A 24,372-nucleotide genomic window follows, 5' to 3' on the forward strand; every position below is an offset into this window, starting at 1 on the left:
ATCAGCCCGCCTGGTCCAGAATACGTACGACTAATTGCGAGAAGCTCATTCCCGCCTGACGCGCCGCCATCGGCACAAGGCTATGGCTGGTCATACCCGGAGACGTGTTTGCTTCCAGCAGATAAAATTGCCCGTCACCGTCAAGCATCACATCAATTCGTCCCCAGCCTCGGCATCCCAAAACATTCCAGGCTTTAAGCACCAGAGACTGTAATTCCGCTTCACGTTGTGCTTCAAGACCAGCTGGGCAGAAATATTGCGTCTCATCAGAGAGATACTTCGCCTCATAATCATAGAAGACTCCGGCGGGTTGGATGCGAATTGACGGTAAAATTTCTTCACCAAGCATCGCGACGGTAAATTCCGGCCCGCTAAGCCATTTTTCAATCAGAACTTCTTCATCATGTTGAAATGCCAGAGCTAAAGCGTCAGCCAAATCTACAGCTTTATCAACTTTGGACATTCCCACGCTCGACCCTTCACGGCTAGGCTTCACAATAACCGGTAAGCCCAGTGACGCAATGCGTGTATTAACGCTGTCCGACAAGCCCAATTCAAATTCACGGCGCGTCAGTGCAACCCATGGCGCAACGGGCAGACCCGCCCCCTGCCACAGCAGTTTGCTGCGCAGTTTATCCATGGAGATAGCGGATGCCATCACGCCACTGCCGGTGTACGGCATACCGATCAGCTCCAGCAGCCCCTGCAACGTGCCGTCTTCACCGCCGCGGCCATGCAACGCGATAAAGGCTTTATCGAAGCCCATCGCTTTCAGCTGCGTAACGTCCACCTCTTTCGGATCAACCGGATGCGCGTCCACGCCACCTTCACGCAGGCCCGCCAGCACGGCAGCGCCCGAATTCAGAGAAACCTCGCGTTCGGCGGAAGTGCCGCCAAACAGGACAGCAATCTTATCAGCCATGACGCTCGTCCTCCTGAGTTTGCGGCTTCAGTTTGATTTCAGCTAAGGTACGGGCGATTTTGCCGATATTTCCCGCACCCTGAATCAGGATCAGATCGTTACCCGTCAGGACCGGGGCAAGCATTTCAGCTACCTGCACCGGGTCGGGGACCAGGATAGGGTCCACTTTACCGCGTCCGCGGATGGTACGACATAAAGACCGACTGTCCGCGCCCGGAATCGGCGCTTCACCCGCGGCATAAACATCCAGCATCAGCAGGGTATCGACCTGCGAAAGGACGTTGGCAAAATCGTCATACAGATCGCGGGTACGTGTGTAACGGTGCGGCTGGAAGATCATGACCAGATTCTTTTCCGGCCAACCCGCGCGTGCCGCTTTGATGGTTGCGTCCACCTCCGTCGGATGGTGACCATAGTCGTCGACCAGCATCGCAGAACCTGGCTTACCGTTTACTGGCTCCAGTGGGAACTCACCCAGGAAGTCGAAGCGACGGCCCGTTCCCTGGAAGCTTTCCAGCGCGCGCAGGATCGCCTCATCATCAATGCCTTCTTCCGTTGCAACAGCCACCGCCGCCGCCGCATTCAGGGCATTGTGACGTCCCGGCGCGTTCAGGGTGACATGCAGGAGCTCTTTATCCTGGCGTGCCAGGGTGAAATGTCCCTGCGCACCAATCTGCTTATAATCTTCCACGCGTACATCAGCGTCTTCGCTGAAGCCGTAGGTGGTAATTTGACGCCCGACGCGCGGCAGCAGCTCGCGGATCACCGGGTCGTCCACGCACATCACCGCACGGCCATAGAACGGCAGGTTGTGCAGGAAGTTAATAAAGGTCTGCTTTAGGTTCTCGAAGTCGCCCTGGTAGGTATCCATATGGTCAGCTTCGATATTGGTGACGATAGCCACCATCGGCTGCAAATGCAGGAACGACGCGTCGCTCTCATCCGCTTCCGCAATCAGATAACGGCTGTGGCCCAGACGCGCATGCACGCCAGCGGCTTTCACCAGACCACCGTTAACGAACGTTGGGTCGAGACCCGCTTCCGCATAAATGCTGGAGACCATCGCTGTTGTTGTGGTTTTACCGTGCGTACCGGCCACCGCAATGCCGTGACGGAAACGCATCAGTTCAGCCAGCATTTCCGCGCGACGGATCACCGGAATGCGCGCCTCATGCGCCGCAACGATTTCCGGGTTATCCGCGGAGATCGCGCTGGACACTACAACCACGCTCGCATCGCTCACGTTTTCCGGGCGATGATTGAAATAGATAGTCGCCCCCAGCGACGCCAGCTGCTGCGTAACAGGGTTTGGCGCCAGGTCAGACCCGCTGATCTGATAGCCTTCGTTAGCTAACACTTCGGCAATACCGCCCATGCCAGCACCACCGATGCCGACAAAGTGAATGTGCCGGACGCGACGCATCTCGGGCACGATAGAACGCAGTTTTGCCAGTTGTTGTGTATTCATTCTCTAAACGCCATCGACTACTTCAAAAAAATCGTGCAGCGCAACACGCGCTGCGAGAATTATGCCTGGGCTGCCAGGCTCACTTCTTTTGCCACCCGTTCCGTTGCATCCGGGATAGCGGTCGCGCGTGCGCGTTGCGCCATCTCCAGTAATACATCCCGGTTCCAGCCCGCCAGGGTAGTGGCGACCGCATCAGCGGTAAATTGTGGCTGCTCAAAAATTTTTGCGGCACCCGCTTTCTCAAGCGGCAGCGCATTCCAGTACTGCTGTCGGTCTTTGTGCTGGAACGGCACAAAAAGCGCTGGCAAACCGGCGGCGGCGATTTCGCTCACCGTCAGCGCGCCCGAGCGACAGACCACGACATCGGCCCAGGCATAGGCTGCGGCCATATCATCAATAAATTCAGTCACTTTATGCTGCGGCTGACCTTCCTGCGCGTAAGCCTGCTCAACGCTCTGCTGAGCGCCCTTCCCGCTCTGGTGCCAGATGGTCACCGCATCACCCAGTTTTGCCGCAACCTGTGGCATCGTCTGGTTTAAAATACGTGCGCCCTGGGAACCGCCGACAACCAGCACGCGCACCGGCCCTTCTCGGCCCGCCAGACGTGCATCTGGCAGCGGCAGCGCCAGCACGTCCACACGCACCGGGTTCCCTACGACATCCGCTTTCGGGAATGCCCCGGGGAAGGCCTGCATAACTTTGGTGGCGATTTTTGCCAGCCATTTGTTGGTCAACCCGGCAATACCGTTCTGCTCATGCAGAACAACAGGGATGCCCAGTGACCACGCCGCCAGTCCTCCCGGACCGGAAACGTAGCCGCCCATGCCCAGAACGACGTCAGGCTTAAAGCGCTTCATAATGTCGCGCGCCTGACGCCAGGCATTGAAAATGCGCACCGGCGCCAGCAGCAGCGCCTTGATCCCTTTGCCACGAAGGCCAGAAATACGAATAAAGTCGATCTCGATACCGTGTTTAGGTACAAGGTCGGCTTCCATGCGGTCTGCGGTTCCCAGCCAGCGTACCTGCCAGCCCTGTTCCATTAAATGGTGCGCAACCGCCAGTCCCGGGAACACGTGTCCGCCGGTCCCGCCTGCCATCACCATTAACCGCTTCGGTTGATTCATCGTGAACCTCGTGTAAACGCCTGAGCTTTCTCCAGACGCGTTTCATAATCTATGCGTAACAAAAACATGATGGCCGTCGACATGATCAATAGACTCGAACCACCATAACTGATCAACGGCAACGTCAGACCTTTGGTCGGCAGCATACCCGCTGCGGCCCCAACGTTTACCAGTGCCTGGAAGCTAAACCAGATACCAATTGAGCAGGCCAGGAAACCGGAGAAGCGGTGATCGATCTCCAGCGCTTTACGGCCAATCGACATGGCGCGGAAAGCGACGAAGAATACCATTAATAGCGCCAATACCACACCGATATAACCCAGTTCTTCCCCAATAATGGAGAAGATGAAGTCGGTATGCGCCTCCGGTAAATACTCCAGTTTTTGCACCGAGTTGCCCAGGCCTTGGCCCCAGACTTCGCCGCGGCCAAACGCCATCAGCGACTGTGTCAGCTGATAACCGCTGCCGAACGGATCTTCCCATGGGTTCCAGAACGAGGTCACACGGCGGATACGGTATGGTTCGGCGAGGATCAGCAGCACCACCGCCGAAATCCCCATCCCGATGATGGCAATGAACTGCCACAGTTTTGCTCCCGCCAGGAACAGCATCGCCAGCGTAGTGACAAACAGTACGACTACCGTACCGAGGTCGGGCTGCGCCAGCAGCAGGATCGCAAGCACCAGAATCACGCCCATCGGTTTTAAGAAGCCGCGCAGGTTGTTACGAACTTCGTCGACTTTACGCACCAGGTAGTTTGCCAGGTAGCAGAACAACGAAAGCTTGGTGAACTCTGCAGGCTGAATACGCAGCGGACCAAAGGCGATCCAGCGTGATGCCCCGTTAACGGAGCTCCCGACGACCAGAACGATCAACAGCATGATGATTGAGGCGATAAGCATGGCCGTACTGTGCCGCTGCCAGAACGACATCGGCAGGCGTAAGGTGATCATCGCCAGGCAGAACGCGAGAATGATGTACAGCCCGTCACGCTTGGCAAACAGGAACGGATCGTTTGCCAGACGCTGTCCGACAGGCATCGACGCCGAGGTGACCATAATAAAGCCGGTCGCAGCCAGCCCCAGCGTGAGCCAGAACAGCGTGCGGTCGTACATAATCAGGCTGTCGGAATCTTTATCCCGTGAAGCCATCACCCAGCCTTTCAGCGCCGTAAACAGCCATACCAGGATACCAAACCCTGGCAGACGCGGCATTTTCAGGCGAGGGAGAGATAAACGCATCAGCCTAACTCCTTCGCCAGGCGGGTAAAGACATCGCCCCGCTGTTCGAAATTCTTAAATTGATCGAGGCTGGCACAGGCTGGCGAGAGCAGCACCATATCGCCGGGCTTCACGCGGGGGGCGATAAGGCGCATCGCCTGTTCCATGGTCTCGGTTTGTTCGGCGACCTCAGGACGCAACGCCGCAAGCTCGCTGCCATCGCGGCCAAAGCAATAAAGGCGCACGTTATCACCGTTGAGGTACTGCTTCAGCGAGGAGAAATCGGCTGATTTACCGTCGCCGCCCAGCAGCAGATGCAGTGTGCCTTCAACGTGCAGACCGTTCAATGCCGCCTCGGTGCTACCCACATTGGTCGCTTTGGAATCGTTAATCCAGCGTACGCCGTTGTGCTCTAGCGCCAGCTGAAAACGGTGAGCCAGGCCGGTAAAGGTGGTCAGCGCCTTCAGGCTTGAAGATCGCGGCAGACCAACGGCATCCGCCAGCGCCAGCGCCGCCAGGGCGTTGGTGTAGTTATGCTGGCCGGAGAGCATCATCTCTTTCACGTTCAGCACCTTCTCACCTTTCACCCGCAGCCAGGTTTCGCCCTGCTGGCGGTTAAGGTGATAGTCACCCATGTTAATACCGAAGCTAATGCAGCGATCGTCTGCGCCACGCACCGGCATGGTGAGTGCATCATCGGCATTCACCACGCAGACTTTGGCATTTTCATAGACACGCAGCTTGGCCGCGCGGTACTGCTGCAAGCCGAACGGGTATCTGTCCATATGATCTTCGGTGACATTAAGGATCGTCGCTGCCGCCGCATGCAGGCTTGAAGTGGTTTCCAGCTGGAAGCTGGAAAGCTCAAGTACAAACAGCTCACACCCTTTATCGAGCAGCATCAACGCGGGCAGACCAATGTTACCGCCCACGCCGACATTTTTGCCCGCCGCTTTCGCCATCTCACCCACCAGGGTGGTGACGGTGCTTTTACCGTTTGAACCGGTAATGGCAACGATCGGGGCCTGCGGCTCCCGGCAGAACAGTTCGATATCGCCAACAATCTCAACGCCTGCATCCGCCGCGGCACTCAGCGAAGGATGCGCCAGCGCCATGCCCGGGCTGGCAACAATCAGATCGGCGACCAGCAGCCACTCATCATTCAGACCACCCAGGTGGCGTTCAACCTGCTCCGGCAGCTTGTCCAGACCCGGCGGAGAGACGCGCGTATCCATCACGCGCGGCGTCACGCCACGCGCAAGGAAAAAGTCCACGCAGGAGAGGCCGGTAAGGCCCAACCCGATGATAACGACTTTTTTGCCTTGGTAATCTGCCATGATTAACGTACCTTCAGCGTTGCCAGGCCAATCAGCACCAGCATCAGCGAAATAATCCAGAAGCGCACAATGACGCGCGGCTCCGGCCAGCCTTTCAGTTCATAGTGGTGGTGAATCGGTGCCATACGGAAGATGCGCTGACCGCGCAGTTTGAAGGAACCGACCTGCAAAATCACCGACAGGGTCTCAACCACAAACACACCGCCCATAATCACCAGCAGGAACTCCTGACGCAGCAGCACGGCGATAATGCCCAGCGCGCCGCCCAGCGCCAGTGAACCGACGTCGCCCATAAAGACCTGCGCCGGATAGGTGTTGAACCACAGGAAGCCCAGCCCCGCGCCGACAATCGCCGTACAGACGATCACCAGCTCACCCGCGTGTCGCAGGTACGGGATGTGCAGGTAGTTTGCAAAGTTCATGTTACCGGTCGCCCACGCCACTAGCGCGAAACCGCCCGCGACAAACACGGTTGGCATGATGGCCAGGCCGTCCAGACCATCGGTCAGGTTGACGGCGTTGCCGGTGCCGACGATCACAAAGTAAGCCAGCAGAATGTAGAACAGCCCCAGCTGCGGCATCACGTCTTTGAAGAACGGCACCACCAGCTCGGTGGCCGGGGTGTCTTTTCCTGCCAGGTAAAGCGCGAAGGCCACACCCAGCGCAATTACCGACATCCAGAAATACTTCCAGCGCGCGATCAAACCTTTGGTGTCTTTGCGCACGACTTTGCGGTAGTCATCAACAAAACCGATGATCCCGTAGCCAACCAGAACGGTCAGCACGCACCAGACGTAGGGGTTAGACGGATAAGCCCACAGCAGAACGGACACCACAATCGCGGTCAGGATCATGATCCCGCCCATGGTCGGCGTACCGCGCTTGCTGAAGTGTGATTCCGGACCATCGTTGCGTACAACCTGGCCGAAAGAGAGTTTTTGCAGACGGGCAATCATGCGCGGGCCCATCCACAACGAGATGAACAGCGCAGTCAGCAGGCTGACGATGGCGCGAAACGTCAGATAGGAAAAGACGTTAAAGCCTGAATAATATTTGACCAAATGTTCGGCCAGCCAAACTAACATGTCCCGTTCTCCTGTAATGCGTGCACAACCTCTTCCATGGCGGCACTACGTGAACCTTTAACTAAAACAGTCACAATCTGTTTTTCTGCAATCAATGCCTTCAGGCGTTCGATCAGTGCAGATTTATCGGCAAAATGTTCGCCAACTTCACTGGCATCGGAAATGGCCTTGCTCAGCGTGCCTGCGCTCAGTACGCGGTCAAGCCCGGCGGCTTTCGCCGCTTCGCCAACCTGTATGTGGCAGGCTTCGCTTTCATCACCCAGCTCGGCCATATCGCCAACAACCATCACGCGATAGCCCGGCATCTCAGACAAGACCTGCACGGCCGCCGTCATGGAGCCGACGTTAGCGTTGTAGGAGTCATCCAGCAGGAGTTTGTTTTCAGCCAGCTGGATCGGGAACAGACGCCCCGACACGGCTTTTAAATTTGCCAGACCAGTTTTTATCGCAGCGTGTGAGGCCCCTACCGCCATTGAGAGCGCTGCCGCAGCAAGCGCATTGGCGATGTTATGACGACCCGGCAACGGCAGCAGCACATCGATGTCGCCCGTTGGGGTCGTGAGGGTGAACTCGGTACCGTGTGACGTCACATGAATGTTGGTCGCCGAAAAATCACTGTTTGCCGCATTCGGGGAGAAGCGCCAGGTTTTGCGTGAACCAATGATGCTCTGCCAGTTCAGCCAGTCATTGTTATCGGCATTCATAATGGCGATGCCGTCATCCGGCAGGCCGGTATAAATTTCACCTTTCGCTTTCGCCACACCGGCCAGCGAACCAAAACCTTCAAGATGTGCCGCCGCCAGGTTATTCACCAGCGCCGCTTCCGGACGCGTCAGGCTCACGGTCCAGGCGATTTCGCCCTGATGGTTAGCCCCTAACTCAATCACCGCATATTCATGCTCGTGGGTCAGGCGCAGCAGCGTCATCGGTACACCGACGTCATTATTAAGGTTGCCCGCCGTATAAAGCGTGTTTCCGCACTGGCTAAGGATCGCCGCCGTCATCTCTTTAACGGAGGTTTTGCCCGACGAGCCCGTCAGCGCCACGACGCGTGTTGGCACCTGCTGGCGAACCCATGCCGCCAGCTCACCAAACGCCAGGCGCGTATCTTTCACCACAATCTGCGGCAAATCGATATCGAGCTTACGGTTGACCAGCAGCGCACCCGCGCCGTTATCTTTAGCCTGTTGCGCAAAATCGTGGGCGTCAAAACGTTCACCCTTCAGCGCCACAAACAGGCAGCCCGCCGTCACCTTACGGGTGTCGGTGGTCACAGCCTCGATGGTCTGATCCTGACCATGCAGCATCCCCTGCAATACCGCAGCGGCCTGGCTTAACGTAATGCTAATCATGCCACCACTCCCAGCAGACGCGCTGCCGTCACGCGGTCGGAGTAATCCAGACGACGATTGCCGACGATCTGATAATCTTCATGACCTTTACCGGCCAGCAGAACCACATCGTTCTCCTGCGCCTGCATAATGGCGTTAGTCACGGCCTCCGCACGGCCTTCGACCACGCGCGCACGCCCAGCATCCAGCATGCCCGCCAGAATGTCGTTGATAATGGCCCTCGGCTCTTCGGTACGCGGGTTGTCATCGGTCACCACGGGAATATCCGCGAACTGCTCAGCGATGGCGCCCATCAGCGGACGTTTGCCCTTGTCGCGATCGCCACCGCAGCCAAACACGCACCAGAGCTTGCCTGCGCAGTGCAGACGCGCCGCTTCCAGCGCTTTTTCCAGCGCATCCGGCGTGTGGGCGTAATCCACGACCACCGTCGGCTTGCCCGGCGCACTGAACACTTCCATGCGCCCACAGACCGGTTGCAAACGCTCAGACGTTTTCAGCAGATCCACCATCGGGTAACCCAGCGCCAGCAGCGTCGCCAGCGCCAGCAGCAGGTTACTGACGTTGAAAGCCCCCATCAGGCGGCTTTCAATTTCACCTTCGCCCCAGGTGGAAGCAAAGCGGATCGTCGCCCCGCTATCGTGGTAGTTCACTTCGACTGCCTTCAGCCAGCGGCCACGACAGTTCGGATTAATGCGATCATCCATCGACACCGCCACCGCATCTGGCAGTTTTTCCAGCCAGCGGCGACCGACTTCGTCGTCGGCGTTAATGATCGCCTGCCCGTGGTGGTGAGTGGAATAAAGCAGCCATTTCGCCGCTTCGTAGTGCTCCATATCACCATGATAATCAAGGTGATCGCGGCTCAGGTTTGTAAAGACAGAGGCGGCAAATTTCAGTGCCGCCACGCGATGTTGTACCAGACCATGGGAGGAGACCTCCATCGCCGCGAAGGTCGCCCCCTGCTCTGCAAGGCCTGCCAGCACACGCTGCACGTCAACCGCCGAGCCTGTAGTGTTTTCCGTCGGGCTTACTTTGCCCAGAATACCGTTCCCCACCGTGCCCATGACGGCACCGGTTTCACCCAGCAGCTGAGCCCATTGCGCCATCAGCTGAGTGGTGGTGGTTTTTCCGTTGGTTCCTGTCACGCCAACCAGCTTTAACTGGTCGGAAGGTTCGTTGTAAAAACGTCCTGCCAGCGCGGAGAGACGCTCATTCAGCTGGCTGAGATAGATGACCGGCACGCCGTGCATTTCACGGATCTCACCGTCTGTTGCCTCATCTTTGGCCTCAGCAATAATGGCAGCAACACCTTGCGCAATCGCCTGCGGGATATAACGACGCCCGTCCGCCTGATGACCTACCACTGCCACAAAAAGATCGCCAGAAGCCGCTACGCGGCTATCCAGTACCATCTCTCGCAGTGCTCGCGCAGGTAGCATAGGCACCCACGGAGCAAGAAGGTCGCGCAAATTACGATCTGCCACCTGTTCCCTCGCCTTGATTAATTACAAATTCACTTTTTTCGCCCGTCGCCAGCGCATCCGGTTCAATGTTCATGGTGCGCAACACGCCGCCCATAATAGCCCCGAACACAGGCGCGGAGACGGCGCCGCCGTAGTATTTACCCGCCTGCGGATCGTTGATGACGACCACCAGCGCAAAACGCGGATTGCTTGCAGGCGCTACGCCTGCGGTATAGGCAATGTATTTGTTGATATAGCGGCCGTCCGGCCCCACTTTTTTCGCTGTACCGGTTTTGATGGCGATACGATAGCCCTTAATCGCAGCCTTCACGCCACCACCACCGGGCAGCGCGACGCTTTCCATCATATGTACGACGGTACGAACGATAGATTCCGGGAAAACACGTTCCCCCGGAACCGGTGGATCAACTTTGGTGATCGACAGCGGGCGATAAATGCCATAGCTGCCAATCGTTGCGTAGACTCGCGCTAACTGTAAGGGAGTTACCATTAGCCCGTAGCCGAAAGAGAAGGTGGCCCTCTCTATGTCAGACCACCGTTGTTTTTGAGGATATAAGCCACTGCGTTCTCCGACCAACCCCAAATTGGTCGCCTTTCCCAGCCCAAAACGTGAGTAAGTATCTACTAACGCTGAGGACGGCATCGCTAACGCCAGTTTTGACACACCGACGTTACTCGACTTCTGTAAGACCCCGGTCAGGGTCAGTTCGCTGTAACGTGCCACGTCTTTTATTTCGTGGCCGTTAATTCGATAAGGGATCGTATTCAGAACGGTATTTTCGTTGACGATGCCTCGCTGTAGAGCCGTCATCACCACCATAGGTTTTACGGTTGAACCGGGTTCAAACACATCGGTGATGGAGCGGTTACGCATCGCATCTTTTGCTGTACCGGCAAAATTATTCGGGTTGTATGAGGGACTACTGGCCATCGCCAGCACTTCACCTGTCGCCACATCCACCAGCACGGCACTGCCCGATTCCGCCTTGTTAAACGCGACGGCGTTGTTCAGCTCACGATAGACCAGCGCCTGCAAGCGCTCATCAATACTCAGGGCCAGGTTGTGCGCGGCCTGGCTGTCTGTCGAGGAAATATCTTCAATGACGCGACCATAGCGGTCTTTACGCACGATTCGCTCGCCAGGCTGGCCGGTAAGCCACTTGTCGAAGCTTTTTTCAACGCCTTCAATCCCCTGGCTATCCACGTTGGTGAAGCCAATCAGGTGCGCGGTGACTTCGCCGGAAGGATAATAACGGCGGGATTCTTCCCGCAGATGAATGCCGGGCAGCTTGAGTTTTTTAATGTAGTCAGCCATATCAGGGTTCACCTGACGGGCAAGATAGATGAAGCGCCCTTTCGGGTTGGCGTTAACGCGTGACGCCAGCTGATCCAGCGGCATTTTCAACGCGTCTGAGAGCGCCTTCCAGCGGTTATCAAGGGTGATCCCGCCTGCGTCATGCAGCTCTTTAGGATCGGCCCAGATCGCCTTCACCGGTACGCTCACCGCCAGCGGGCGGCCGGAGCGGTCGGTGATCATCCCACGAGAGGTAGAAACTTCCTGCACGCGCAGAGAACGCATATCACCCTGACGTACCAGCATGTCAGGCGCGATGATTTGTAGCCACGCCACGCGTCCCAGCAGGAAACCCAGCGCCAGTAAAATGCAGCCGCAAAGCAACGCAAAACGCCAACTGATAAAGTTGGCCTGTTCTTCCTGGCGTTTTGGTTTTAGCGTTTTTGCCGCTGCTTTCATGCGTCGCGTTTTCCCTTATTTTTGTACTACGATATTTTCCTGCGAAGGATCAACATGCTGTAATTGCAGTTTTTCCGTTGCGATCCGTTCAACCCGGCTGTGATCGCCGAGCGCGTTTTCTTCAAGGATCAGATTTCGCCATTCAATATCCAGCGCATCGCGTTCCAGTACCATCTGTTCGCGCTGCGCAGTTAACAAACGGGTATGGTGAGCGGTGGTTACCACCATGACTGCCGTCACAATGATGCAAATGAACAAGCAGAGTGGCAGCTTCCCAAACCGCAAAAGATCGTCGCCGATCACGCCAGGCAAGGCATGGCGCTCGTTGCTTCCTAACGATCCCTTAACTTTGCTTAGGGTCTCTGTCACTCTGCTGATCATGCGTTCGTCCTCTCTGCAATACGCAGCACTGAACTACGGGCACGTGGATTCTCTGCCACCTCTTCTTCGCCCGGCATCAACTTGCCTAATGCTCGCAACTGACGGCCTCCCAGCTTTCTGAGTTGTTCTTCCGTCATCGGCAGCCCAGCTGGAACCTGCGGACCGCGGCTCTGTTCACGCATAAAGCGCTTAACGATGCGATCTTCCAGCGAATGGAAGCTGATGATGGATAACCGCCCACCCGGGGCCAGCACGTCGAGCGAGCTTTTTAGCGCCAGCTCTATTTCCTCCAGTTCACTGTTTACCCAGATACGAACCGCCTGGAAGGTACGGGTCGCAGGATGTTTGTGCTTGTCCTTCACTGGCGTTGCCGCCGCGATGACTTCTGCCAGCTCTTTGGTACGGGTCATTGGCTCAACGCGGTTGCGCTCCACGATGGCGCGCGCAATACGTTTGCCAAAGCGTTCTTCGCCGAAGGTTTTGATCACCCAGGCAATATCCGCTTCGTCAGCAGTTTGTAACCACTCGGCGGCAGACTGGCCGCGGGTGGGGTCCATACGCATATCCAGCGGACCGTCGCGCATAAAAGAGAAGCCGCGTTCTGCATCATCAAGCTGTGGTGAAGAGACACCAAGATCGAGGAGGATCCCGTCGATTTTGCCGGTCAGGCCGCGCTCGGCGACATAATCCGCAAGCGCAGAGAAAGGTCCATGCACGATGGAAAAGCGAGGGTCATCGATGGTTTGCGCAACGGCAATCGCCTGCGGATCGCGGTCAATTGCCAGCAGGCGCCCTTCCGCTCCAAGCTGAGAGAGGATCAAACGCGAGTGGCCACCGCGACCAAAAGTGCCATCAATATAGATGCCATCTGGACGAATATTCAGGCCGTTAACGGCCTCATCCAGCAGCACCGTTGTATGTTTATAATTTTCCATCATATTTATAGAGACAAGTCCTGCAGCCGTTCCGATAATGTTGCGGAATCAGACTGCTCAGCGTCGATATCTTCCTTGACCTGTTGATACCAGGTCGTTTCGTCCCACAGTTCAAACTTGTTGAACTGCCCGACCAGCATCACTTCTTTAGTCAGACCGGCATGTTGCCGCAACACAGGCGCAATCAATAATCGCCCGGCGCTATCCATCTGACATTCACTGGCATGTCCCAATAACAACCGCTGTACGCGGCGTTCCTGCGGGTTCATGCTCGACAGTCGCGACAGCTTTTGCTCAATGATTTCCCATTCAGGCAAAGGATAAAGCAGCAGGCAGGGGGAGTTGATGTCAATGGTGCAAACCAGTTGACCCGAAGCGTTCTCAATCAGCTGGTCACGGTATCGGGTTGGTACCGATAAACGCCCTTTGCTGTCGAGATTGACTAACGTTGCTCCACGGAACATGCCAGCCTCACCCCTCCTCACCACTTTAACCCACAAATTCCCACCTGAAGGAGTTTACGGAGCGAGGGAAAAGCTTGTCAAGCCAGGACTCTCTCTGTACGGACCCGAAAGCATCCTATTTACAGAGCAAGAGTGACGTGGCTAATAACTAAACAACTGGCGAGGCAAAATTAACGTTATGAATATTTGTAAGAAAAAAACCGAATATGCACACGAGCGTTAAGACTCACTCAATATCATCGCAGGGAAATATAAAGTGTCAGTTTGCGACGCGGGCAGCATTTTAAGGCATATCGCCGGGGGATAACAGCACCAGTTTAATCCCGAGGCAATATGGATTCGTTCGTGTACATTGAGGCCTGGAGGGAGAGTGAAAAATGGCTGAATATTCATCGGCTGGCGCCTGTTTGTAACAAAACAATACAAAGAAATGTCAGTCAAAAATTTATAATTGTGCTTTTTAACACCAAAATGGATTCAGAAAAATAGCAGGCTATGAATCTTAGAGATAAATCCTAATTTTTATCCGGGAATTATTTATCGCAATAAATTCGCCGCAAAAGGGGCAGTTATACCGCCCCTGTGGAAATATTAATGGCGGCTCAAAATTCCGCGCCGATAGAGATTACGTTTGATACGCGTAAGCCCGGGTTTCGGCTTGCGGGGTTCATCCAGGCTTGCCAGAACAATCTCCAGCACGCGCTCGGCGACGTCGCGGTGACGCTGAGCCACGGCCAGCACTGGGCATTGCAGGAAGTCGAGCAGTTCGTTATCACCGAAGGTAGCAATCGCCAGATCGGATGGCAGCTTGCCATCGCGACGTAACGTCACGTCCATCACTCCCTGCAACAGAGCAAACGAGGTGGTAAACAACGCCTGCGGCATCGGGTGCGTTTCCAGCCATTTCTCGAACAGCTGGGCAGCCGCTTCGCGCTCATAACTGTTGGCATAGAGATAATGAACGTCACGCGGATCGTCTTTCCATGCCGTACGGAACCCTTGTTCACGCAGGAAGCTTACCGAAAGTTCAGGCAAAGCGCCAAGATACAGCACCGTTTCAGCCGGGAAGGTACGCAGCTCGGCAGCCAGCATTTCTGCATCGTCCTGATCGGCACCCACGACGCTGGTGAAATGTTCACGATCGAGCGCACGATCCAGCGCCACTATCGGGAACGGATCGTTCGCCCAGCGCTGATAGAACGGATGCTCGGGTGGTAAAGAGGTCGACACGATGATGGCATCAACCTGACGTTGCAGCAGATGCTCAATGCAGCGCATCTCGTTGTCGGGCTGATCCTCGGAGCAGGCAATCAACAGCTGATAGCCCCGCTGACGAGCCTGACGTTCCAGATAGTTGGCGATGCGGGTATAGCTGGTGTTTTCCAGGTCCGGGATCACCAGGCCAATAGAGCGGGTGCGCCCGGCACGTAAACCTGCGGCGACAGCATTCGGATGGTAATTATGCTCACGAACGACTGCCATCACTTTCTCAACGGTCTTATCGCTGACACGATACTGCTTTGCTTTACCGTTAATCACATAGCTGGCCGTGGTTCTCGACACGCCGGCGAGCCGGGCGATTTCATCCAGTTTCACAATTGCCCCTCAAAAAAAGAAAAGAGTCCATGGCCCTGTCAAGGTTATGGTTAAATATTTTAACATCTAAACGCAGAATAGCCTTCACGGCAACCGCTTTTGTCTGCGTTGTCGGCGGATTACGCAAAAAAAAGCCCGGCTTTGGCTACCGGGCTGAAAGAGGCGAACCTATTGCGCTACTCACGCATGATTTTATCGCCGCGCGAGAGGCCAACAACGCCAGAGCGCGCAACTTCAACAATTTTTGCCACATCCCTGACAGAGGCCAGGAAAGCGTCCAGCTTATCGCTCGTTCCGGCAAGCTGGACAGTATATATAGAAGGCGTGACGTCAATAATCTGCCCACGGAAAATATCCGTGTTGCGCTTGACCTCTTCACGGCCGTAACCGCTGGCCTGAATTTTCACCAGCATCACTTCACGTTCGACGTAAGCACCCTGCCCCAGCTCGCTGACGCGCAGTACGTCCACCAGCTTGTGCAATTGCTTTTCGATCTGCTCAAGCACTTTCGCATCGCCGACAGTCTGGATCGTCATGCGCGAGAGCGTAGGGTCATCGGTCGGTGCCACGGTCAGGCTTTCAATGTTATAGCCGCGCTGGGCAAAAAGCCCAATAACCCGCGACAGTGCGCCCGACTCATTTTCCAGTAATACAGATAATATCCGGCGCATATCAGGTTCTCTCCGTTTTGCTTAACCACATTTCATCCATGCCACCGCCACGAATATGCATCGGATAAACGTGCTCTGTGCCATCGACGATAACGTCCATGAAGACGAGGCGATTGTTTTTAACGTGCTCAAGCGCTTCGCCGAGCTTCGCTTCCAGCTCTGACGGATCGGTTACCCGCATGCCAATATGACCATAGGCTTCAGCCAGACGGACAAAGTCCGGAAGTGATTTCATATAGGACTGGGAGTGACGGCCCGAATAAATCATATCCTGCCACTGTTTTACCATGCCGAGGTAACCGTTATTCAGGTTCAGCACCAGCACTGGCAGTTCATATTGCAGCGCAGTGGAAAGTTCCTGAATATTCATCTGTATACTACCGTCACCCGTTACGCAAATAACCGTTTCGTTTGGCAACGCCAGCTTTACCCCCAGCGCGGCGGGCAAACCAAAGCCCATCGTGCCGAGCCCGCCTGAGTTGATCCAGCGACGCGGTTTATCAAACGGGTAATACAGCGCAGCAAACATCTGATGCTGGCCCACGTCAGAAGTGACATACGCATCGCCATTAGTCAGACGCCAGATCGTCTCGATCACCGCCTGCGGTTTGATGTTCTCACTTTGCGTGTCGTATTTAAGGCACTGACGGCCACGCCATTGCTCGATTTGTTGCCACCAGTCGCGGATCTCGTCCAGCGGTTGAGAGGCGGTCTCCTGCGCCAGCAGATCCAACATTTGATCCAGCACCTGTCGTGCGTCTCCCACGATCGGCACATCCGCCGGCACCGTTTTAGAGATAGAAGTAGGATCGATATCAATGTGCAGCACCGTCGCATTCGGGCAGTATTTCGCCAGGTTGTTCGTGGTGCGATCGTCAAAACGCACACCGACGGCGAAAATCACGTCAGAATTGTGCATCGTCATATTGGCTTCGTAGGTGCCGTGCATACCCAGCATGCCCAGCGCCTGCCGATGCGTGGCAGGGAACGCCCCCAGCCCCATCAGTGATGACGCGACAGGAAGATTAAGCTTCTCGATCAGTTCGCGTAGTTGCGTTTCGCAAGCTGCATTGACGGCGCCTCCCCCCACATAGACCACCGGTTTTTTCGCAGCCAGCAGCGTTTGCAGCGCACGTTTAATCTGTCCTTTGTGCCCTTGCGTGGTCGGATTATACGAACGCATGCTCACCGACTCAGGCCAAAGGTAAGGCAGTTTATTCCCCGGATTGAGAATATCTTTTGGCAGATCGACAACCACTGGCCCAGGACGACCGCTGGCGGCCAGCCAGAAGGCTTTTTTCAGTACGCCCGGGATATCTTCAGTTTGTTTAACCAGAAAGCTGTGCTTCACCACGGGGCGTGAGATCCCCACCATGTCGCACTTCTGAAACGCATCATAGCCAATCAGCGACGTCGCCACCTGTCCGGAAAGAATGACCAGTGGAATAGAGTCCATATACGCAGTCGCTATGCCGGTAATGGCATTGGTCGCCCCCGGCCCGGAAGTGACCAGCACAACACCCACTTCGCCCGTGGCGCGGGCCAGGCCGTCAGCCATATGCACAGCAGCCTGTTCATGACGAACCAGAACATGATCAATACCGCCTACCGTGTGCAGCGCGTCATAAATATCGAGAACCGCGCCTCCGGGATAGCCGAACACTTGTTTCACGCCCTGATCGATAAGCGATCGGACGACCATTTCCGCGCCAGACAACATCTCCATGCTTTGCCTCCAGGCTTTTGTTATAGACGGTCTACAGAATTCATTTCCGCGCCGTCTTCTGACAGGGTAAACCCATCTTATAATGTGCAGAGTGATGGATACCTTAACCGCTCGTTATGAGGCAGGCAATTAGCAAACGGGATGCGGGAATGAGCAATAAAAGCAGAAAAAACAGCTGACAGACATGAATATGGTGAATTCGTCTGGTATGAGTGGAGACAATAATAATTCATCTCTTAAAAAGAGGATGGATCAGGAAATCATCTATTTTTGAGCATGCATAAGTAACTGAAAAAATGAACACAGAACATAATATCGCCAGTTTTAAAAACCGCAGAATAAACCGCATGACGCCATGCGGTTTATTCACCAGAACCTAGCGACGGCAAATATTGATCAGCAGCTCTTCCATCCACTGATGCCCTTTATCCCGACCCGCAGCCTCATGCCAGGAAAGATAACAGGTACGGCTATTAAGCTTGAGCGGCAGAGGTAAAATTTGCAGATTAAGTGAATCGGAGAACTCTTCAGCAAGCCAGCGCGGCGCAATAGCGACTAACTGCGTCTGAGAAACGACATTTAATACACTGACCATGGCCATTCCCTGATAAGCCACGCTGGCTTGTTTATCGGCGGTGTCATACCACGGCTGACTGAATGAGGCATATCTGTCAAGAGCAACAACGGCGTGTTGCTCACTGTAAACATCGCTTTCACGCAGCGGCGAATTCATACGGGGATGTTTTTTACTGGCGACTAACACCATTTCGTCTTTGAACAACGGAACACAGGCAAACTCTGGACGGCGGAACTCTTCGTATCCCAGAACAAACTCTGTTTCCTGATAACGAAGCTGGTGTTCAGTGTTTTGATTTAATGATGATTTAAAAACGAGATGAATATTTGGGGCGATCTGTTCAACTTTATTATATATAACAGACGTCAAATAATTATCTAACGGACTGCAAACACAGAGATGGAAAACCCGCTCACTGCTTAAGGGTTCAAAGCCCGAACCGGGAAGTTCATTTTGAACTAGCTGTAGCGCCTGACGAATCGAACCGAATAGCTGGAATGCACGCGCTGTGGGCTGAATTCCCCTCCCATAACGAACGAATAACTCGTCGTTAAACATCACCTTAAGTCTGGCTACGGCATTACTCACGGCAGGCTGAGACATTCCCAGAGATTGCGCTGCTCGCGTAATATTCTGCTCCTGCATCACTGCATCGAATACAGTTAACAAGTTAAGATCCACTGTGCGTAACTGAGGCTTAACCCCATCATAAGTCTGTGGTTGGTTAATATTATTTTCTGGCATTTCTGACTCCACCGTCACGCTAAATTCCCTTTGCCCAGGTACAGTAATAACTTCGAAAAATATGATTTACCATGCATATACAACAAGCGAAAGGAAATTATTTAAAATTCGGAATATATAAAGAGCCCCATTCACCGAGCGGCTTTACGCACCCCATAAATGAAGAGTTAAAAATCGTTCAAAAGATATCTCAAACTTTATTGTGAGCATGAAACCATAAACCAGACAAATACACAATCAACGCTCTCATTAATAATGACTTAAGCGTTATTAAACTATTAATAGTATACAACGCATATTCATTAACAAATTGATATCAATTTTGATAACTTACTTACCCGTAAATCATTCATGAAGTTTATAAATCAATGATATGAAACACATTCCATTTCATAGCATGTTGGTGAAAATAGTATGTTCAATTGCTACCAATTATATTCAAATTATTCCAGAGATGAATCCCCAGTCCAATAATAGACAATAAAATCGGTTAGCCACGCAAAAACCAGCACAATTAGCTAATGTATTCTCCCTGCGTTGGGTCTCCGTTTTGTCCGGGAGGGGTTGACATGAGTCGGCGTATCCAGTACCACTAAAAGCATATCGCATTCACCTGGAGCAGGATTCATGATTCGCACCCTTCGTTTCACCGGTCTACTACTACTAAACGCATCCACTGTGCGCGGTAGACTGGCGGGCGAAATTCAGCGTTGAATCGTCTTCAGTAAAACTAAAAACCCGCGCCACTGCGCGGGTTTTTTTATGCTCGTAGCAAGGCGCCCTAAGACTGACAAGGACCTAACCCATGAGCCAGCAAGTCGTTATTTTCGATACTACTTTACGTGACGGTGAACAGGCATTACAGGCGAGCCTGAGTGTTAAAGAAAAACTGCAAATTGCGCTGGCCCTGGAACGCATGGGTGTAGACGTAATGGAGGTCGGTTTTCCTGTCTCCTCGCCGGGTGATTTTGAGTCAGTGCAGACCATCGCCCGCACCATCAAAAACAGCCGCGTGTGCGCTCTGGCTCGCTGCGTTGAGAAAGATATCGATGTGGCCGCGGAATCCCTGAAAGTTGCAGAAGCTTTCCGTATCCATACTTTTATAGCCACCTCCCCCATGCACATTGCAACCAAGTTGCGCAGCACGCTGGATGAAGTGATCGAACGTGCGGTGTATATGGTTAAACGGGCGCGTAACTACACTGACGACGTGGAATTTTCCTGTGAAGATGCAGGCCGCACGCCGATTGACGATTTGGCCCGTGTAGTGGAAGCCGCTATTAATGCCGGAGCCAGAACCATCAACATCCCGGATACCGTCGGCTACACCATGCCGTTTGAGTTTGCCAACATCATTACTGGTCTGTATGACCGCGTACCAAATATTGATAAAGCCATTATCTCTGTACACACCCACGATGACCTGGGCCTGGCCGTTGGCAATGCTATCGCGGCGGTGCACGCCGGCGCGCGTCAGGTAGAAGGCGCGATGAACGGCATCGGCGAACGCGCAGGCAACTGTTCGCTGGAAGAAGTGATCATGGCGATCAAAGTGCGCAAAGACATCATGGACGTGCACACACGCATCAATCACAACGAAATCTGGCGCACCAGCCAGACCGTCAGCCAGATTTGCAACATGCCGATCCCGGCCAACAAAGCGATTGTCGGTACGGGCGCGTTCGCTCACTCTTCCGGTATCCACCAGGATGGGGTGCTGAAGAACCGTGAAAACTACGAAATCATGACTCCGGAATCCATCGGTCTGAACCAGGTTCAGTTGAACCTGACCTCACGCTCTGGTCGCGCGGCAGTGAAGCACCGTATGGAAGAGATGGGCTACAAGGACAGCGATTACAACATGGATCAGCTGTACGACGCCTTCCTGAAGCTGGCGGACAAGAAGGGCCAGGTGTTCGATTACGATCTGGAAGCGCTGGCATTCATCAACAAACAGCAGGAAGAGCCAGAGCACTTCCGTCTGGACTACTTCAACGTCCAGTCCGGCTCAAGCGACATCGCCACCGCCTCCGTTAAGCTGGCCTGCGGGGATGAAATTAAAGCGGAAGCCGCCAACGGCAACGGCCCTGTGGATGCCATTTACCAGGCGATTAACCGCGTCACTGAGTACGACGTAGAGCTGGTGAAATACGACCTGACGGCTAAAGGGCACGGTAAAGACGCCCTGGGTCAGGTGGATATCGTCGTCAATTATAACGGTCGCCGCTTCCACGGTGTGGGTCTGGCGACAGATATCGTCGAATCCTCCGCGAAAGCGATGGTGCATGTCCTGAACAACATCTGGCGCGCCGCCGAAGTCGAAAAAGAGTTGCAACGCAAAGCTCAGAATAAAGAGAACAACAAGGAAACCGTGTGATGTCGAAGAATTACCATATTGCTGTGTTGCCGGGTGACGGTATTGGCCCGGAAGTGATGGCACAGGCGCTGAAAGTACTGGAAGCCGTTCGTTCGCGTTTTGCGATGAAAATTACCACCAGCCACTACGATGTGGGCGGTATTGCAATTGATAACCACGGTACGCCATTGCCGAAAGCCACTGTGGAAGGCTGTGAAAATGCCGATGCCGTGCTGTTTGGCTCCGTGGGCGGCCCTAAGTGGGAACATTTGCCGCCAGCAGAGCAGCCGGAGCGCGGTGCGCTGCTGCCGCTGCGTAAACATTTCAAACTGTTCAGCAACCTGCGTCCGGCGAAGCTGTACCCGGGGCTGGAAGAGTTTTGCCCGCTGCGCGCGGATATCGCGGCCAACGGTTTCGACATTCTCTGCGTGCGTGAGCTGACCGGCGGCATCTACTTCGGTCAGCCAAAAGGTCGCGAAGGCAGCGGTCAGCATGAGAAAGCGTTTGATACCGAGGTCTATCACCGTTTTGAAATTGAACGTATCGCCCATATCGCGTTTGAGTCAGCGCGCAAACGCCGCCGTAAAGTGACCTCGATTGATAAAGCGAACGTGCTCCAGTCTTCCATTTTGTGGCGCGAAATCGTCAGTGAAGTCGCTAAGCAGTACCCGGACGTTGCGCTGTCGCATATGTATATCGACAACGCAACGATGCAGCTGATCAAAGATCCGTCTCAGTTTGACGTGTTGCTGTGCTCCAACCTGTTCGGCGATATTCTCTCGGATGAATGCGCCATGATCACTGGCTCCATGGGAATGCTGCCCTCCGCCAGCCTGAACGAAGAAGGCTTTGGCCTGTACGAACCGGCGGGGGGCTCCGCGCCGGATATCGCAGGCAAAAACATCGCCAACCCGATTGCGCAGATCCTCTCCCTGGCTCTGCTGCTGCGCTACAGCCTGGATGCAGGCGATGCAGCAACCGCAATTGAAAACGCCATTAACCGGGCTTTAGAAGAAGGCGTCCGTACCGGTGATTTAGCACGCGGCACGGCGGCAGTCAGTACCGATGAAATGGGCGACATCATTGCCCGCTATGTCGCTGAAGGGGTGTAATCATGGCTAAGACGTTATATGAGAAGTTGTTTGATGCGCACGTTGTTTACGAGACGCCAGACGAAACCCCACTGTTGTACATCGACCGTCATCTGGTACACGAAGTGACGTCTCCTCAGGCATTTGACGGCCTGCGTGCGCACAAGCGCCCGGTGCGTCAGCCGGGTAAAACCTTTGCCACGATGGATCACAACGTTTCCACCCAGACCAAAGACATTAATGCATCTGGCGAGATGGCGCGTATCCAGATGCAGGAGCTGATTAAGAACTGTAACGAGTTTGGCGTGGAGCTGTACGATCTGAACCACCCCTATCAGGGCATCGTCCACGTAATGGGGCCTGAACAGGGTATTACTCTGCCGGGCATGACCATTGTCTGCGGCGACTCCCACACCGCGACGCACGGCGCATTTGGCGCCCTGGCGTTCGGGATTGGCACCTCTGAAGTGGAACACGTTCTGGCAACGCAGACCCTGAAGCAGGGCCGCGCCAAAACCATGAAGATTGAAGTGAAGGGGAAAGCTGCGCCGGGTATCACCGCGAAAGATATCGTGCTGGCGATTATCGGCAAAACCGGCAGTGCAGGCGGTACCGGTCACGTCGTTGAGTTCTGCGGCGACGCTATCCAGGCGCTGAGCATGGAAGGTCGTATGACCCTGTGCAACATGGCCATTGAGATGGGTGCCAAAGCAGGACTGGTAGCCCCAGACGACACCACCTTCAACTATGTGAAGGGGCGTCTTCATGCGCCGAAAGGACAGGATTTTGACGACGCGGTAGCGTACTGGAAAACCCTGAAAACGGACGAGGGGGCAATTTTTGATACCGTTGTGACGTTGCAGGCGGAAGAGATCGCCCCGCAAGTCACCTGGGGCACCAACCCGGGCCAGGTCATTTCCGTCAACGACAGCATTCCTGACCCGGCTTCCTTCGCCGATCCGGTCGAGCGCGCGAGTGCGGAAAAGGCGCTGGCTTACATGGGGTTGAAACCCGGCGTACCGCTGACCGACGTGCGCATTGATAAAGTGTTCATCGGCTCCTGCACTAACTCCCGTATCGAAGATTTACGCGCTGCGGCAGAAATTGCAAAAGGCCGCAAAGTGGCACCGGGCGTGCAGGCGCTGGTTGTGCCGGGCTCCGGTCCGGTGAAAGCCCAGGCGGAAGCGGAAGGTCTGGATAAGATCTTTATCGAAGCAGGCTTCGAGTGGCGCCTGCCCGGCTGCTCCATGTGTCTGGCGATGAACAACGACCGCCTGAATCCGGGCGAGCGCTGTGCCTCCACCAGCAACCGTAACTTTGAAGGCCGTCAGGGCCGCGGTGGGCGCACCCACCTGGTCAGCCCGGCAATGGCCGCCGCTGCGGCAGTCACCGGTCATTTCGCCGATATTCGCAGCCTGAAATAAGGAGACAATCATGGCAGAGAAATTTACCCAACATACGGGCCGTGTTGTCCCGCTGGACGCCGCTAACGTCGATACTGACGCGATCATTCCTAAACAGTTTTTGCAGAAAGTGACGCGCACGGGTTTTGGGGCGCATCTGTTCAACGACTGGCGCTTCCTCGATGATAAAGGCGAAGTGCCGAACCCGGAATTCGTCCTGAACTTTCAGGAATACAAAGGCGCCTCCATTTTGCTGGCGCGGGAAAACTTTGGCTGCGGATCGTCGCGTGAACACGCGCCATGGGCATTGACCGACTACGGTTTTAAAGTGGTTATCGCCCCAAGCTTCGCGGATATCTTCTACGGCAACAGCTTCAACAACCAGCTGCTGCCGGTGACGCTGAGTGACGAACAGGTCGATGAACTGTTTGCGCTGGTGCAGGCAAATCCGGGGATGTCGTTTGAAGTAGATCTGGAAGCAGAAGTGGTGAAAGCCGGTAACAAGACCTACAGCTTTAGCATTGATGCGTTCCGTCGCCACTGCATGCTGAACGGTCTGGATAGCATTGGCCTGACGCTGCAGCACGAAGAGGCTATCTCCACCTACGAGAAAAAACAGCCTGCGTTTATGGGCTAAAGGCAATGGCCCGCAGGGCGCGGGCCATTGATAAGGGTGCGTTGAG

The 24,372-nt window shown here is 54.8% G+C and carries 21 protein-coding genes; 5 read left to right on the top strand and 16 right to left on the bottom strand.

Translation table 11 applies throughout. The features are described from left to right. Position 1: 1 nt before the first annotated feature. From ACOTXC_RS15425 to leuO, 16 genes are all read right to left on the bottom strand, one after another. Positions 2-922 (bottom strand): D-alanine--D-alanine ligase, encoded by a 921-nt coding sequence (locus tag ACOTXC_RS15425; RefSeq protein ID WP_023299324.1) that lies wholly within the window; start codon positions 920-922, stop codon positions 2-4. After that, complete coding sequence (gene murC, locus ACOTXC_RS15430; RefSeq protein WP_022647046.1) at positions 915-2,390, bottom strand: UDP-N-acetylmuramate--L-alanine ligase; 1,476 nt, start codon at positions 2,388-2,390, stop codon at positions 915-917. The genes ACOTXC_RS15425 and murC overlap by 8 nt, the downstream gene beginning before the upstream one ends. 59 nt (positions 2,391-2,449) lie before the next feature. Beyond that, entirely contained in the window at positions 2,450-3,514 is a 1,065-nt protein-coding gene (murG, locus tag ACOTXC_RS15435; RefSeq protein ID WP_038415340.1) for an undecaprenyldiphospho-muramoylpentapeptide beta-N-acetylglucosaminyltransferase, read from the bottom strand. Then, on the bottom strand, positions 3,511-4,755 hold the full coding sequence (gene ftsW / locus ACOTXC_RS15440; RefSeq protein WP_022647044.1) for a cell division protein FtsW: 1,245 nt from the start codon (positions 4,753-4,755) through the stop codon (positions 3,511-3,513). The genes murG and ftsW overlap by 4 nt, the downstream gene beginning before the upstream one ends. Further along, positions 4,755-6,071: a UDP-N-acetylmuramoyl-L-alanine--D-glutamate ligase gene (murD, locus tag ACOTXC_RS15445; protein ID WP_421767812.1), complete on the bottom strand. Its 1,317-nt coding sequence runs from the start codon at positions 6,069-6,071 to the stop codon at positions 4,755-4,757. Before murD ends, ftsW begins: the two co-directional genes overlap by 1 nt. Positions 6,072-6,073: 2 nt before the next feature. Continuing rightward, positions 6,074-7,156 (bottom strand): phospho-N-acetylmuramoyl-pentapeptide-transferase, encoded by a 1,083-nt coding sequence (mraY, locus tag ACOTXC_RS15450; RefSeq protein ID WP_003856353.1) that lies wholly within the window; start codon positions 7,154-7,156, stop codon positions 6,074-6,076. Further along, entirely contained in the window at positions 7,150-8,508 is a 1,359-nt protein-coding gene (murF, locus tag ACOTXC_RS15455) for a UDP-N-acetylmuramoyl-tripeptide--D-alanyl-D-alanine ligase (RefSeq protein WP_421767813.1), read from the bottom strand. Before murF ends, mraY begins: the two co-directional genes overlap by 7 nt. Further along, entirely contained in the window at positions 8,505-9,992 is a 1,488-nt protein-coding gene (murE, locus tag ACOTXC_RS15460; RefSeq protein ID WP_421767814.1) for a UDP-N-acetylmuramoyl-L-alanyl-D-glutamate--2,6-diaminopimelate ligase, read from the bottom strand. Before murE ends, murF begins: the two co-directional genes overlap by 4 nt. After that, positions 9,979-11,745: a peptidoglycan glycosyltransferase FtsI gene (gene ftsI / locus ACOTXC_RS15465; protein WP_022647040.1), complete on the bottom strand. Its 1,767-nt coding sequence runs from the start codon at positions 11,743-11,745 to the stop codon at positions 9,979-9,981. The genes murE and ftsI overlap by 14 nt, the downstream gene beginning before the upstream one ends. Positions 11,746-11,760: 15 nt before the next feature. Beyond that, a complete protein-coding gene (ftsL, locus tag ACOTXC_RS15470; protein WP_003856363.1) occupies positions 11,761-12,126 on the bottom strand; it encodes a cell division protein FtsL in 366 nt (121 codons plus the stop codon). Further along, positions 12,123-13,064: a 16S rRNA (cytosine(1402)-N(4))-methyltransferase RsmH gene (rsmH, locus tag ACOTXC_RS15475; RefSeq protein WP_003856366.1), complete on the bottom strand. Its 942-nt coding sequence runs from the start codon at positions 13,062-13,064 to the stop codon at positions 12,123-12,125. Before rsmH ends, ftsL begins: the two co-directional genes overlap by 4 nt. 2 nt (positions 13,065-13,066) lie before the next feature. Beyond that, entirely contained in the window at positions 13,067-13,525 is a 459-nt protein-coding gene (gene mraZ / locus ACOTXC_RS15480) for a division/cell wall cluster transcriptional repressor MraZ (RefSeq protein ID WP_014830641.1), read from the bottom strand. Positions 13,526-14,116: 591 nt separating this feature from the next. Beyond that, on the bottom strand, positions 14,117-15,121 hold the full coding sequence (gene cra / locus ACOTXC_RS15485; protein ID WP_003856369.1) for a catabolite repressor/activator: 1,005 nt from the start codon (positions 15,119-15,121) through the stop codon (positions 14,117-14,119). Positions 15,122-15,297: 176 nt separating this feature from the next. After that, positions 15,298-15,792 carry an acetolactate synthase small subunit gene (gene ilvN, locus ACOTXC_RS15490; RefSeq protein ID WP_001252742.1) on the bottom strand — a complete coding sequence of 165 codons (495 nt, stop codon included), beginning with the start codon at positions 15,790-15,792 and terminating at the stop codon, positions 15,298-15,300. A 1-nt stretch (position 15,793) separates the two neighbouring features. After that, the gene (ilvI, locus tag ACOTXC_RS15495; RefSeq protein WP_421767815.1) at positions 15,794-17,518 is read right to left on the bottom strand and encodes an acetolactate synthase 3 large subunit; all 1,725 of its coding nucleotides are present in this window, start codon (positions 17,516-17,518) and stop codon (positions 15,794-15,796) included. Positions 17,519-17,894: 376 nt separating this feature from the next. Beyond that, positions 17,895-18,839, bottom strand: coding sequence for a transcriptional regulator LeuO (gene leuO / locus ACOTXC_RS15500; protein ID WP_022647036.1), 945 nt, complete (start codon positions 18,837-18,839; stop codon positions 17,895-17,897). Positions 18,840-19,466: 627 nt separating this feature from the next. Between leuO and leuL the strand changes: the two genes are divergently transcribed. From leuL to leuD, 5 genes are all read left to right on the top strand, one after another. Continuing rightward, positions 19,467-19,553, top strand: coding sequence for a leu operon leader peptide (leuL, locus tag ACOTXC_RS15505; RefSeq protein WP_057979999.1), 87 nt, complete (start codon positions 19,467-19,469; stop codon positions 19,551-19,553). 91 nt (positions 19,554-19,644) lie between these two features. Continuing rightward, positions 19,645-21,216 carry a 2-isopropylmalate synthase gene (gene leuA / locus ACOTXC_RS15510; RefSeq protein WP_022647035.1) on the top strand — a complete coding sequence of 524 codons (1,572 nt, stop codon included), beginning with the start codon at positions 19,645-19,647 and terminating at the stop codon, positions 21,214-21,216. Continuing rightward, positions 21,216-22,307: a 3-isopropylmalate dehydrogenase gene (gene leuB, locus ACOTXC_RS15515; RefSeq protein ID WP_022647034.1), complete on the top strand. Its 1,092-nt coding sequence runs from the start codon at positions 21,216-21,218 to the stop codon at positions 22,305-22,307. The genes leuA and leuB overlap by 1 nt, the downstream gene beginning before the upstream one ends. 2 nt (positions 22,308-22,309) lie before the next feature. Further along, positions 22,310-23,710: a 3-isopropylmalate dehydratase large subunit gene (gene leuC / locus ACOTXC_RS15520; RefSeq protein WP_421767816.1), complete on the top strand. Its 1,401-nt coding sequence runs from the start codon at positions 22,310-22,312 to the stop codon at positions 23,708-23,710. 10 nt (positions 23,711-23,720) lie between these two features. Beyond that, the gene (gene leuD, locus ACOTXC_RS15525) at positions 23,721-24,326 is read left to right on the top strand and encodes a 3-isopropylmalate dehydratase small subunit (RefSeq protein ID WP_421767817.1); all 606 of its coding nucleotides are present in this window, start codon (positions 23,721-23,723) and stop codon (positions 24,324-24,326) included. Positions 24,327-24,372 lie beyond the last annotated feature (46 nt).

The sequence above is a fragment of the Enterobacter cloacae complex sp. IR5428 genome (assembly GCF_049238585.1).
GTDB lineage: Bacteria > Pseudomonadota > Gammaproteobacteria > Enterobacterales > Enterobacteriaceae > Enterobacter > Enterobacter intestinihominis.